The sequence below is a fragment of the Marinigracilibium pacificum genome (assembly GCF_012926615.1).
Lineage (GTDB): Bacteria > Bacteroidota > Bacteroidia > Cytophagales > Cyclobacteriaceae > Mangrovivirga > Mangrovivirga pacifica.
In genome coordinates this window covers 167,044-179,798 of record NZ_JABBNU010000007.1, presented here as the reverse complement: position 1 = coordinate 179,798, position 12,755 = coordinate 167,044, and the positions used below count along the sequence as shown (strand labels likewise).

General features: G+C 33.8%; 13 protein-coding genes. 9 read left to right on the top strand and 4 right to left on the bottom strand.

Annotated elements, in window-relative coordinates; translation table 11 throughout:
* The first annotated feature begins 49 nt into the window (after positions 1 to 49).
* From HH304_RS12495 to HH304_RS12480, 4 genes are all read left to right on the top strand, one after another.
* Entirely contained in the window at positions 50 to 1,072 is a 1,023-nt protein-coding gene (locus tag HH304_RS12495) for an SDR family oxidoreductase (RefSeq protein WP_169682080.1), read from the top strand.
* 96 nt (positions 1,073 to 1,168) lie between these two features.
* Positions 1,169 to 1,882, top strand: a complete 714-nt coding sequence (locus tag HH304_RS12490; protein WP_169682079.1) for a DUF1835 domain-containing protein — start codon at positions 1,169 to 1,171, stop codon at positions 1,880 to 1,882.
* A gap of 6 nt (positions 1,883 to 1,888) precedes the next feature.
* Positions 1,889 to 2,971, top strand: a complete 1,083-nt coding sequence (locus tag HH304_RS12485; protein ID WP_169682078.1) for a serine hydrolase domain-containing protein — start codon at positions 1,889 to 1,891, stop codon at positions 2,969 to 2,971.
* 30 nt (positions 2,972 to 3,001) lie between these two features.
* Positions 3,002 to 4,081 (top strand): META domain-containing protein, encoded by a 1,080-nt coding sequence (locus HH304_RS12480; RefSeq protein WP_169682077.1) that lies wholly within the window; start codon positions 3,002 to 3,004, stop codon positions 4,079 to 4,081.
* A 33-nt stretch (positions 4,082 to 4,114) separates the two neighbouring features.
* On the opposite strand, the gene HH304_RS12475 is transcribed toward HH304_RS12480, so the two are convergent.
* Together HH304_RS12475 and HH304_RS12470 are read right to left on the bottom strand one after the other, a co-directional pair.
* Positions 4,115 to 4,675, bottom strand: coding sequence for a hypothetical protein (locus HH304_RS12475; RefSeq protein WP_169682074.1), 561 nt, complete (start codon positions 4,673 to 4,675; stop codon positions 4,115 to 4,117).
* Positions 4,676 to 4,791: 116 nt separating this feature from the next.
* Positions 4,792 to 5,871: a DUF1573 domain-containing protein gene (locus tag HH304_RS12470; protein WP_169682072.1), complete on the bottom strand. Its 1,080-nt coding sequence runs from the start codon at positions 5,869 to 5,871 to the stop codon at positions 4,792 to 4,794.
* A 141-nt stretch (positions 5,872 to 6,012) separates the two neighbouring features.
* Between HH304_RS12470 and trpS the strand changes: the two genes are divergently transcribed.
* On the top strand, positions 6,013 to 6,981 hold the full coding sequence (gene trpS / locus HH304_RS12465) for a tryptophan--tRNA ligase (protein ID WP_169682070.1): 969 nt from the start codon (positions 6,013 to 6,015) through the stop codon (positions 6,979 to 6,981).
* Between the two features lie 27 nt (positions 6,982 to 7,008).
* Here the strand turns inward: trpS and HH304_RS12460 are convergent, their stop codons facing one another.
* Positions 7,009 to 7,431: a hypothetical protein gene (locus HH304_RS12460; protein ID WP_169682024.1), complete on the bottom strand. Its 423-nt coding sequence runs from the start codon at positions 7,429 to 7,431 to the stop codon at positions 7,009 to 7,011.
* A 197-nt stretch (positions 7,432 to 7,628) separates the two neighbouring features.
* Here HH304_RS12460 and hppD point away from each other — a divergent pair, with 197 nt between their 5' ends.
* The 3 genes from hppD to murB all read left to right on the top strand — a co-directional run bounded on the left by hppD (position 7,629) and on the right by murB (position 11,662).
* A complete protein-coding gene (gene hppD, locus HH304_RS12455) occupies positions 7,629 to 8,729 on the top strand; it encodes a 4-hydroxyphenylpyruvate dioxygenase (protein ID WP_169682022.1) in 1,101 nt (366 codons plus the stop codon).
* A gap of 83 nt (positions 8,730 to 8,812) precedes the next feature.
* Positions 8,813 to 10,540: a phospho-sugar mutase gene (locus tag HH304_RS12450; RefSeq protein WP_169681981.1), complete on the top strand. Its 1,728-nt coding sequence runs from the start codon at positions 8,813 to 8,815 to the stop codon at positions 10,538 to 10,540.
* Positions 10,541 to 10,642: 102 nt separating this feature from the next.
* Positions 10,643 to 11,662, top strand: a complete 1,020-nt coding sequence (gene murB, locus HH304_RS12445; RefSeq protein WP_169681979.1) for a UDP-N-acetylmuramate dehydrogenase — start codon at positions 10,643 to 10,645, stop codon at positions 11,660 to 11,662.
* On the opposite strand, the gene HH304_RS12440 is transcribed toward murB, so the two are convergent.
* The gene (locus tag HH304_RS12440) at positions 11,659 to 12,141 is read right to left on the bottom strand and encodes a deoxycytidylate deaminase (protein ID WP_169681974.1); all 483 of its coding nucleotides are present in this window, start codon (positions 12,139 to 12,141) and stop codon (positions 11,659 to 11,661) included. The genes murB and HH304_RS12440 overlap by 4 nt on opposite strands.
* Positions 12,142 to 12,212: 71 nt before the next feature.
* On the opposite strand from HH304_RS12440, the gene HH304_RS12435 reads away from it, so the two are divergent.
* The gene (locus HH304_RS12435) at positions 12,213 to 12,752 is read left to right on the top strand and encodes a DUF2911 domain-containing protein (RefSeq protein WP_169681972.1); all 540 of its coding nucleotides are present in this window, start codon (positions 12,213 to 12,215) and stop codon (positions 12,750 to 12,752) included.
* The last annotated feature ends 3 nt before the right edge of the window (positions 12,753 to 12,755 follow it).

Here is a 12,755-nt window from a genome sequence, read left to right as displayed (position 1 = left end):
TTCATGTTTAATAGTTATCTTCAGTTTCTAAACTGAAAACATTTTGAAGATGAGTAATAAAATCATGGTCACCGGTGGTACAGGATACATTGGATCCTGGGTGGTTAAAGGGTTATTGGAAAACGGTCATCACGTTAACCTTACACTCCGAAATAAGGATAACAAAGAAAAGTATGAACATCTCCTTCAAATTGCGAATACAACTGATGGCAACCTGGAAATATTTGAGGCTGACTTATTAAAGTTTGGGTCATATGACAAATCACTTGAAGGATGTGATACAGTAATTCACATGGCCTCTCCTTTTAAACTTAATGTTAAAGACCCTATTGCAAACCTGATAAAACCAGCATTGGAAGGAACTGAAAATGTACTTTCTTCAGTTAATAAATTCCCTCATGTTAAAAAAGTCATCCTGACTTCCAGCGTTGTTTCCATTTATGGCGATGCTAAAGACATGAAAGATCAAGGCCTAGAATACTTCACAGAGGACCAATGGAATACAACAAGTAGCAAAAATCACCAGCCCTATCCCTATTCTAAAACACTTGCTGAAAAAAAAGCATGGGAACTTCATGATAATCAAGAAAGATGGTCGCTATGTGTAATCAATCCTTCTTTTGTAATGGGACCTTCATTAACAAAATCTTCAGATTCAGAGAGTTTAAAATTCATGAAGGACCTGCTATATGGTAAAATGCAGTTCGGAGCTCCAGATTTAATGTTTGGTGTTGTTGATGTCAGAGATGTTGCAGAGGCACATATTAATGCTGTTGAAATTGACAATACAGAAGGCAGACATATACTTTCAAATGAAAGTATGACTGTATTAGAAATGGCTAATACTATAAGAAAATCATTCCCTGGTAAGTTTAAATTACCAAAATCAACCAGTCCAAAGTGGCTTTTGAAAATTCTTGGGCCTTTTGTAGGTATTTCGTCAAAATTTGTAGAAAATAATGTTGGCTACCCATTAAGATTTAACAATACAAAAAGCAAAAAAACATTAAATATTGATTATTTAAGTCTTGAAAAAACACTACAAGATATGATCGAAGAAATGGATAAATAATCACTCTGACGAATAATAGTTGTATTATCACATATAACAAAGTAATTTGCCTTGTACCTTATTTGGTCAAGGCTATTTTATTTTAAAAATTACCAGATGAATGTTCATATCTTAAACGGCGACGCTCTACTAAAGAGATTACCAAAAGAAGCTTCAGGTGACAAAATTATCATGAGAGAAGCTATGTCACAAGGCCCGGCTATTGATGATTCTTTACCCAGATTATTTGACATGAGAGCTGAATTTATAAGCAGTGCGTATAATGAACCTATAGAAAAGTACTATAAAGAATCTATACCCGAGATTATGAAAATCCCAGCCATTAAGAAGGGAAGCAAACTAAATCTTTGGTTTGAACACGACTTATTCTGCCAGGTGAACTTATGGTTTACTACTTCATTAATCAATTTTAATGCATTAAAAGAAATTTCTTTAGTACTACCCTCTGTTGGTTATAAAAACGGCTTTGGAGATATGAATAAAATTGAATTAGCTAAGGCTTTCAAAGCTAAAATCAATCTTTCATATCATCAATTTTCAGCCTTGCAGCATCTTTGGACTGCATATTGTGAAAAAAACTATGCTTCTATGCATAAAATAACCCGTTCATTATCTTCAGTTCTTCCTCTACTTGCCCAGGTTGTTAGAACACTTGAGGCCGATGGAGATTCTTATTTGAAAGCTAAAAAAATACTTAAGGAAATTAAAGACCAGGGAACAACTGACTTTGGTAAAATATTTCAGGAATTCCATAAAAAAGCTCCGATCTATGGATATGGAGACCTTCAAGTCAAATATCTTTTAAAGTAACATAATATGAAAAAGGTAGTTCTGGCTATTTTCCTGACTATAAACCTCATATTGTTTTCAGGATGTACCCACAATGATGAGAACACAAACACAAGGTTTGGTGAATTAAATTCTCTACTGGACTCATTAACCAGGAATAATATAATTCCGGGAATATCATTAAGTGTATTCACCAGGGATTCTACTCTTTTTTTATACAATGGAGGCTTTGCAAATATTAGTGATAGCATTAAAGTAGATGAAAATACATTATTTGAAGCTGCTTCATTATCCAAACAAGTTTTTGCTCATCTATACTTAAGTAGTTTTCAAAATTTAATCCCCATTGATTCTCCTCTATCTAATTATCAAGAATTAAAATTGACAAATTATCCTGAATATGCTTCTCAAATAACCCCTTTAATGCTATTAAGCCATCAATCCGGATTACCAAACTGGAGAGGAATGCCAGATACCGAGGTAACTGATATCAAGAATTTATTTAATGAAAATGATAGTCTGAACTTCAAATTCACTCCGGGAACAAAATTTGGATATTCAGGAGAAGGCTACATCTGGCTTCAAGAAGCAATGGAAAGTATAGCTGGTAAAAATCTGGAAACGATTGCCAGAGACAGCTTATTTAGCAGAATGGGATTAAATAAAACCTCCTTTATTTATAAACCGGAAAATTTCACTGCTAATCCATATAATAAAGAGGATAAACCAGGTAATAAACAAATAATCAATACTGGAATTGCACCTGCATCACTTCATTCAAATGCGAAAGAATTCACCTTACTAATTCAGAACTACCTAAAACATGAATCTTCAATTTTTGAACCTTTGGTAAGGGTAGATACTTTGAATAACTACACCATTGGATGGGCTCCCGGAATTGGGACAATATCTAACACAAATGATAAATGGCTATTTCAGTGGGGAGATAACGGAGATTTTAAAGCTTATTTACTTTATAACCTGACACAAGACTTAGGTGTCGTTTACTTTGTAAATTCTACAAAAGGATTGTCTGTTAGAAACCAAATTGTTAAAAAAATATTCAAAAAGCCTCCTCCGATGTTTCCAAACGATTATTCTCAATTATAATCTTAGTAAATTTGTAAAAAAGAAGCAGTAATGTCTAAAATAAATATATTGTTACTTCTGATAATTATGCTTTCCTGTAAATCCGTTGACAAATCAGGGAATTTCACAGAATCTCAATTTTTTGGAACCTGGATTGGAGCAGTAGCTACTGACGAAGCAGAACCCTTTAGATATGAATTGACTCTGGAATCTGAGAAAAACTTTCACGAAGTAATTATTCTTGAAGACAAGAAGAATAATGAAATAATTTCAGATGGTAAATGGAGTATTAATAATGGTAAAATAGAATTAACCAAAGAAGGAGAAAATACTAAAACCTTTAAAATTGAAGAAAACTCACTTAAATTAATATGGGACTCCGGAAATGATGTTGAAAAAGAAAACATTATACTAACGAGACTGTCAAACAAGATCAGAAAACCAAATTATTATATCGATAAAGCTATTAAAGGAATTGATTTCACAGGATCAGGTCATTCACCAGACTGGACTCTTGATATTGATTTTGAAAAGAATATTACTATTTCCTATCCGGATGCGGGAATAAACTATTCTACACCCGTAACCAAAAATAGTGGTGATGAAAGTGGAAATACTCTAATATTTGTAAGTGAAACACCGAAAGGACAGCTTACTTTAACTTTGAATAAAACCGAGTGTTTTGATGATCAATTAAAAGAATCATTTGAATATTCAGTTACAGTAACACTTAAGTTAATTAGTATGGATCAGCCTCTAACCCTTGAAGGTTGTGGGAATTTTTTAGCTGATTATAAACTACATGATATATGGGTATTACGATCTGTAAATAAAAAGAGTCTTGACCCGGGAATTGTTTTTAAACAATCTCCATACTTGGAATTCAATCTTACCAATAAAGTTCTATTTGGTTTTACCGGTTGTAATCGAGTTAAAGGAGAGTTAAGCTTTAATCATCACTCACTTTCTATCCATAAATTGGCTGGCACAAAGATGACATGTCAGGCTGAAGCATTGGAAACGCAGTTTACTGAAATATTAACTTCAGGATTATTGAGATATTCATTCAACAATAACGAGTTAATACTCGAGAATTCCAGAGGTTCTTTAGAATTTAAAAAAGCTGATTAAAAAAGGGGCATTAAGCCCCTTGATATTTCATATTTAATTTACGACAAGCTCACAATTGCTATTGAGGGTCAATTCCTTTGAGTCAAACATATTATCCAAATCATCAGAATGATACATTTCAATTCTGACTCCATTTGGAGTATAAATTATATTAGAAATGGTATCCTCCATTCCGGACAGTCCCTCATCTTTATCACTGTACATATTTAGTATTCCCCCTTCAAAATCCTGATTGATTGCTACAAGCCCCACTTTAGACTTTGTACCTGATAAAATTTTAAATGCTAACAGTTTACAACTTCCGATTTCTTTAAAAGAAATGATTTTAACCGCATCAATATCTGCAGAGTTTGAAATTGATGGTCCAACCTCTTCCAGAAATCCCTCAAGTGAAATTTCCTTTCCAGCTTCATTATCTATCTCATAGAGATCAACATCATTAATTGTTTGCTCCCAAAAATTTGGTTGTTCTTCAGTCATCTCTGGCACTTCAATGATTTCTTCTTGATTTTCGGAATTCTGATTTGTTTCGCCACCACATGAAATCAACGACATAAGAAGTGACAAAACAATAACCTGATATAAATTTTTCATTTTGAAAACTCCTTTATTTTTTATTTTACACATATTTAAAAAATAACAATCTTGTTAAAGAACACCAAAAAAAAAAGACCTCAATTTGAGGTCTTTATTAATATTGAGATAGAATTTTAATTATCAATTTTAGCCTTTACAGTCACTTGAACTGTACTTTTCACAGGATCGTTACTGAAAATAGTTATATTTTTGGTTTGGTACCCTACTCTTCCATCACTATTGAAAACAACCTTTATAGTGGTACTTTGACCTGGTTTTAATTTATCTTTTTCAGCAGTAACCTCAATACAGCTACAATTAGCCAATAACTTTCTTATATGGAGCGTTTCCTTTCCAAAATTTGAAATGGAAAACTCTGATTCTGCCACATCACCTTCTTTTATGGTTCCTAAATTATGGCTTCTGTCTGAAATACTAATTTTAGGCGCCTTTGCTAATTCAGCATCAGTCATTGGAGGAAAATATTCCTTTATAAATGCAGTAACATATAAAGTTTTCAGACTATCAGTTTTTTCACTGGTCACAAAACTTACTGGCTCAGTGAAGTAGCCCAAATCATCTTTCTTTTTTGTATCATAATAGACAATAAGCTTTCCTCTTTTTTCAGTATTTAAAACAGCCGGTTCAAATACTAAATTTATGTGATCAGGAGTGGTAACTTGATTAGGATCAAAAACCATTTTTTCATCACCCTGGTTAAATATTTCAAACTCCTTGGTTACAACACCTTGATTAGTAATATTACCAAGAGGTAATGCACGAAATTTCACCCTAAGATCTCCCATTGCGGTAGGAAAATCATCTGCCGGACCTTTGGGTTTAGGTTTTACTCGACCACTTATTTGTAAAGTAGTCACCTGTTTATCAGCATTAGAATTGACAGTTAATGATTTATTAAAGCCTCCCGGTCTATTAAAAGGATTGTATTCCGCAATAATATATCCTGTATCTCCAGGCATTACATCTTGTTTAGTCCATGCTGGAGTTGTGCATCCACAACTTGCTCTTACATTCTCAATTCTAAGGGTATCATTTCCTGTATTTTCAAAAACAAAAGTATGCTTAACAGGTCCACCCTCCTCTTCTATTTCACCAAAATTATGTTTGGTTTGGCGAAACTCAATTTTAGCTTGTGCCAAAGCTGAGATTTCAAAAAAGGCCAGAAAACATAAAAAGACTATTGATCGAATCATATTAAAAGTTTTAAATTCCTACAAAAATAATCATTAATTGTTGAACCAACCTTTAATTAACGATTGTAATAGTAAACTATATTACATTTTTAATTAATGGTTAGTTATCTTTGCCCCTTAATATAAATCTAAGGATATATTATGCCAAGAATACTTACAGGAATCCAAAGTTCGGGAAAACCTCATTTAGGTAATATTTTAGGAGCTATAAAACCTGCTATTGCTCTATCAAAAAAAGAAAATAGTGAATCATTATTTTTTATTGCTGACCTCCATTCTCTAACATCAATTAAAGAAGGAGATGAAAGAGTTAAAAATGTTGAGGCAGTGGCAGCGGCATGGCTTGCTTGTGGTTTTGATACTGACAAAAACATCTTTTATAGACAATCCCAAATTCCTGAGGTTTGTGAATTAACCTGGTATATGAATTGTTTTACTCCTTTTCCAATGCTGGCAAATGCCCATTCATTTAAGGATAAATCTGATCGATTGAGTGATGTTAATGCTGGCTTATTTACTTATCCTGTATTAATGGCTTGCGACATAATTCTTTATGATGCGGATTTTGTTCCTGTAGGTAAAGACCAGAAGCAACACCTTGAAATGACCAGAGATATTGCATCATCTTTTAATGCAAAATACGGTGAAGTATTTGTATTACCTGAGGCTATCATTGACGAAAAAGTAATGACGGTTCCAGGTACAGATGGACAAAAAATGAGTAAATCTTACGGAAATACAATTGATATTTTTCTTCCTGAGAAGCAATTAAAGAAACAAGTGATGTCAATAATTACTGACAGTACTCCTCTTGAAGAACCAAAAGATCCTGATACTTGTAATGTGTTTAGTTTGTATAGTCTTCTGGCTGATGAAAATCAAACTAAAGAATTAAGACAAAAATATCTTGGGGGAAATTTTGGTTATGGACATGCTAAGAAAGAGCTTCTTGAGCTAATTCTAGAAACTTTTAAAGAAGAAAGAGAAAAATATAATTATTATATGGATAACCTTGATGAGCTACATGCTCAACTTGAAAAAGGTGAAGCCAAAGCAAGAGAAATAGCCCGACCAACACTTGAAAAGGTGAGAAAAGTTTTGGGATACTAAAATTAAAAGGGGCTTTTGCCCCTTTTTTTATACCATTTTTGATTTATTCATGTGCCATGCAACTATTGTAGGTTCCCCATCTATTCTTAGCTCGATTCTTGCCGGATTAGGTAAAATTACAAGCCTGCATTCCTTTCCGTCAAAATCATCAACCTGAACTTTCAAACCCTGATCATTTGCAGCAATATATTTGCCTCCTTCACCAATAGTATATGTTTCAGCAAAATATTTAATAGGACTCCATACATCATTATCAGGACAAAACTCATCATGCACATCATATAAAATTTCATTCATATCAGCATAAAAGCTTTCCTTAAATTCTGATTCCAAATGATCAAGATCACTCTTAACCAGATTATACCTGTCATCACCTTGCTTGAGTTTTGACAATGCGGCCCTCTTTTCTACAATTTCCGTAATTGCCTCATTTAGCTTTTCTATTTCCATGATTTTTTGGGTTTATCTTATACAAACTTCCTCATTGGCTTTGATTATCGCAAGGATTAAAGCGATAATTTATTGTAAGATCTCAAATCAAATAGTGTAATATTTTCTCGGAATAATATAATAAAAGAAGTGTAAGGATATTACTTTATTTTCTATTGTAAAAGAATTAAATTTGTACAACATTAACCAAAAATAATATGAGTAACCAAGAAGATTTCTTACCGATAAACGGTACAGACCACGTTGAATTTTACGTGGGTAATGCAAAACAAGCTGCTGTATATTACCAGTACATGTTTGGGTTTAAATGGGTAGCTTATGCCGGACCTGAAACTGGTGTAAGAGACAGAGCTTCTTATGTTCTCCAACAGGATAAATTAAGATTAGTTTTTACGTCAGGTTTTCATCCTGATTCTCCTGTATGTCAGCATGTGTTAAAACATGGTGATGGAGTAAAAGTGATGGCTTTGTGGGTAGATGATGCTGAAAAATCATATTACGAAACAATGCAAAGAGGAGCGAAATCTTATTCTGAACCTCAAACTTTAAAGGATGAAAATGGAGAAGTTAAAATTGCTTCTATTCATACCTATGGAGAAACTATCCATACTTTTGTTGAGCGTTCGAATTACAGCGGACCTTTTATGCCTGGTTTTGAAGCTAGTGAAAGCAACATGGAAATCAGTCCGGTTGGATTTAAATACATCGACCATGCTGTAGGTAATGTTGAGCTTGGCAAAATGAATGAGTGGGTTAAGTTCTATGAAGATGTTATGGGATTCAATCTACTGGTTACATTTGATGACAAAGATATTAGCACAAAGTACACAGCTTTAATGTCTAAAGTGGTATCAAATGGAAATGGATATGTGAAATTCCCAATTAACGAACCTGCTGATGGTATTAAAAAATCACAAATTGAAGAATACCTGGACTTCTACCATGGCGCTGGTGTTCAGCACCTTGCTATCGCTACTGACGATATCATCGAAACAGTTGGTGAGCTAAGAAAAAGAGGTTTACAATTTCTGGAAGTCCCTGAGACTTATTACGATGACCTATTAGAAAGAGTTGGTGATATTGATGAAGATATTAAACCTTTAAGAGATCTAAACATTCTTGTTGATAGAGATGATGAAGGTTATTTACTACAGATATTCACTAAGCCATTACAAGACAGACCTACTTTATTCTTTGAAATTATTCAAAGAAAAGGAGCAAAGTCTTTTGGTAAAGGAAACTTCAAAGCATTGTTCGAAGCAATAGAAAGAGAACAAGAATTACGAGGTAACTTGTAATTTTTCAATAAAAACTTTACAATTTTAAAGACAATCTGTATTTTCAGGTTGTCTTTTATTTTTTAAAGGTTTAACATTTCCAAATGGAGCAAACTATTCAAAACAAAATTAATCACTGGTTGAACAGTGAAATCGACCAGGATCTAAAATCACAAATTAAAGATCTTCAAAATAATGGCAAAGAAGATGAACTGGTTGATTCATTCTATAGGGACTTAGAATTTGGTACAGGTGGGTTAAGAGGAATTATGGGACCCGGCACTAACCGAATGAATAAATATACAGTTGGAATGGCGACTCAAGGCCTTTCAAACTATTTAAAAAAATCATTTGAAGGAGAAGATATCAAGGTTGCCATAGCACATGATTCGCGTAACAACAGTCGAAAATTTGCTGAAATAACTGCCAATGTTTTTAGTGCAAATGGCTTTAAAGTTTATCTATTTGAAGACCTTAGACCAACTCCGGAATTATCTTTTGCAATCAGAAAATTCGGTTGTCATAGTGGTGTAGTTTTAACAGCCTCTCATAACCCTAAAGAATATAACGGCTACAAAGCTTATTGGAACGATGGTGCTCAGGTAATTGCACCCCATGATAAAAATATCATTGATGAAGTGTTAAAAATTACAGATTTTGATCAGGTATTTTTTGAAGGCAACCCTGATTTAATTGAATCTATTGGCAAAGAGGTTGATGAAAGTTACCTTGATCAAATCAAGTCATTATCACTTAATGAAAAAGCAATTAAGAATAATGAAGATATGAAAATTGTCTTTTCACCATTACATGGTACGGGAATCACACTGGTTCCGGAAATTTTAAAACGGTTTGGATTCAAGGGAGTCCATGTTGTTGAGGAACAAGCTACTCCGAATGGTAATTTCCCAACTGTAGTTTACCCAAACCCTGAAGAGGCTGAAGCTCTATCAATTGGATTACAAAAAGCAAAAGAATTAGATGCTGACCTTCTTATGGCAACAGATCCGGATAGTGACAGGGTTGGTATAGCCGTAAAAAATCACAAAAATGAGTGGCAACTTTTAAATGGCAATCAAACTGGTTCTTTACTTATATATTATATTTTACAAGCTTATAAAAATAATGTTGGCTTCAAGGGTAATGAATTTATAGTAAAAACAATCGTTACTACTGAACTGATTAAAGAAATTGCTGATTCATTTGATGTTAAGTCATACGACACTTTAACTGGATTTAAACATATTGCTGCTTTAATCAGGTCTTTGGAGGGCAAAGAAAAGTACCTAGTTGGAGGTGAAGAAAGTTATGGATACCTGATAGGTGATGCAGTAAGAGATAAAGATGCCATTGCATCATGTGCTTTGATAGCTGAAATGGCTGCCTGGGCAAAAGATAACGGAAGGTCATTATTTGATATATTACTTGAGATATACCAGGAGTATGGCCATTATAATGAGACTTTAGTATCCATTACAAAGAAAGGAAAATCTGGCGCAGAAGAAATCAGTAAAATGATGCAAAACCTGCGATCCACTCCTCCGGAATCTCTAGGTGGTATAAAAGTTAAGGAAGTCAAAGATTATTTAAATCTCGAGTCAAAAAACCTGGTTACAGGCAAAACCGAGAAAATTGATCTTCCTAAAAGTAATGTACTTCAATTCATTTTGGAAGATGGTTCCAAAGTATCTGCAAGACCGTCAGGAACCGAACCAAAAATCAAATTCTACATTAGTGTTAAAAATCCGCTTGCTAACAAATCAGAATATGATAATTCAATACAACTTTTGAAAGATAAAGCGGAAACAATTCAAAAAGACCTAAGTATATAATTCAAAAAAGGCAAAAAGAAAAAGGAGGCTATTAGCCTCTTTTTTTTTGAGTCTAAACCTTTAATTTTTGTTATAATTGCACTACACATTTCCATCACAGATATGATTGATATCAAACAAAATGCAGACCTTAAAAATTATCACACTTTTGGAGTTCCTGCCATTGCAGAACAACTGGTTGAAGTGCATTCTATTGAAGATATCCGGGAAGCGCTAAAATATGCATCGGAACACAAGCTTGAATTGCATGTATTTGGTGGTGGAAGTAATATCTTGTTTAGAAACAACCCAAATGGGCTAACAATTGTCAATAAACTAACAGGAATTGAAGTAATTAAAGAAAATAACTCCGAAGTTGAATTAACAGTTGGAGCTGGAGAAATCTGGCATGAGTTTGTATTAAGCTGCCTGGAAAAAGGATACTATGGCATTGAAAATCTATCTTTAATTCCGGGGACTGTTGGAGCAGCTCCCATGCAAAATATAGGTGCTTACGGAGTTGAAATTAAAGAAGTCTTTAAGTACTTAGATGCTATTAACAAAGAAACAGGAGAACTAGAAAGATTCAGTAATGAAGAATGTCATTTTGGATATAGAACCAGTGTTTTTAAGACTACCCAAAGGGATAAATACATCATTGCAAAGGTAACTTTCAAGCTATCTAAAATACCGAATGTCAATATTTCTTATGGGGCTATTTCAGGAACGCTAGAAAAAATGGGAATAGATTCTCCTACTCCCCAAGATGTAAGTAAAGCTGTAATAAAAATTAGAAGTTCAAAGCTTCCTGATCCAAAGCAAATAGGAAATGCAGGAAGCTTCTTTAAAAACCCTTCTATTGAAAAAGCCCTTTATAGTAAATTAAAAGAGGAGTACCCAGAAATCCCGGGTTATGATCAACCAGACAACACAGTCAAAGTTCCGGCTGGATGGTTAATAGAACAATGTGGTTGGAAAGGCAAAAAAGTTGGAAATACAGGATCACATAAAGACCAGGCCCTCGTCCTTGTAAATTATGGAAATGCCACAGGAGATGAAATATTCAACCTTTCTGAAGACATTCTTATTAGTGTTAAAAACAAGTTTGGAATCAATCTAGAACGTGAAGTAAATGTGATCTAAATCATATGAGTAACATTCGTTAGATTACCTTCATACTTTTCAGTTTCTACACCAAATTTGCTTAAAAAGTCAACTCCCTCATCAGTAGGTAGACCTTTATATTCAGCATACGATTTAAGAAAAATCACTTTTTTAATTCCCATGCTGTATATTATCCTTGCACATGCAATACAAGGTGACAGGGTAACATACAATGTTGATCCTGAAACCGTAGCATTATTTTTAACAGCATATATAATTGCGTTTTGCTCTGCATGTAAAGCCAAAGTACAACTACCCTTGCTATCTTTTCCACAACCATGTTCAGGAAACTCATCATCGCAGTTATGAGTTCCTGCCGGAGGACCATTATATCCGATACTGATAATTCTGGTATCCTTAACAAGCACTGCACCTACGTGCCTTCTTATACAATGTGAGCGTTTGGCAAGATTTACTGCCAGCTCCATAAAAATATCATCGAATTGTGGTCGTTCCATTTATAGAGATTTGGAAATTAAGCACTATTATTGTGTATATTTGGCAATATTAAGAATAAAATCAAAAACAAATGAACCAATTAGCCACTGTCTTTTTAATCTTTTTTATTTCGACGACAATTAACGTGTTTGGACAAGAAGCTGTTACACCTCGACCTAGTCCACTAGAAGTTAAAACGGTAAAGAATGAGGACACTTATGTGAAAGTAACATATTCGAGACCACATAAAAGAGATAGAGAAATCTTCGGAAATTTAGTCCCTTATGGAAAAGTATGGAGACTAGGTGCTAACGAAGCTACCGAAATCACTTTAACAGAAGATATTAAAATGGCAGGAAGAGATTTAGCTGCTGGTACATATTCACTTTTTGCAATACCTCAGGAAGATAAGTGGACAATTATCGTTAATAGCGAATTGGGACTTTGGGGTGCCTACAATTACAAAAAAGATAGTGATGTAATGAGGTTTGACATTCCAACGTCAACTACTAGCGAAACCTGGGAAGCATTCACTATTGATTTTGAGCAACGCCAGGATAAGACATATCTCACAATGACCTGGGACAAAACAAAGGTCAGTATTCCAATAGATTTTCAAATTATTGAGTAATTA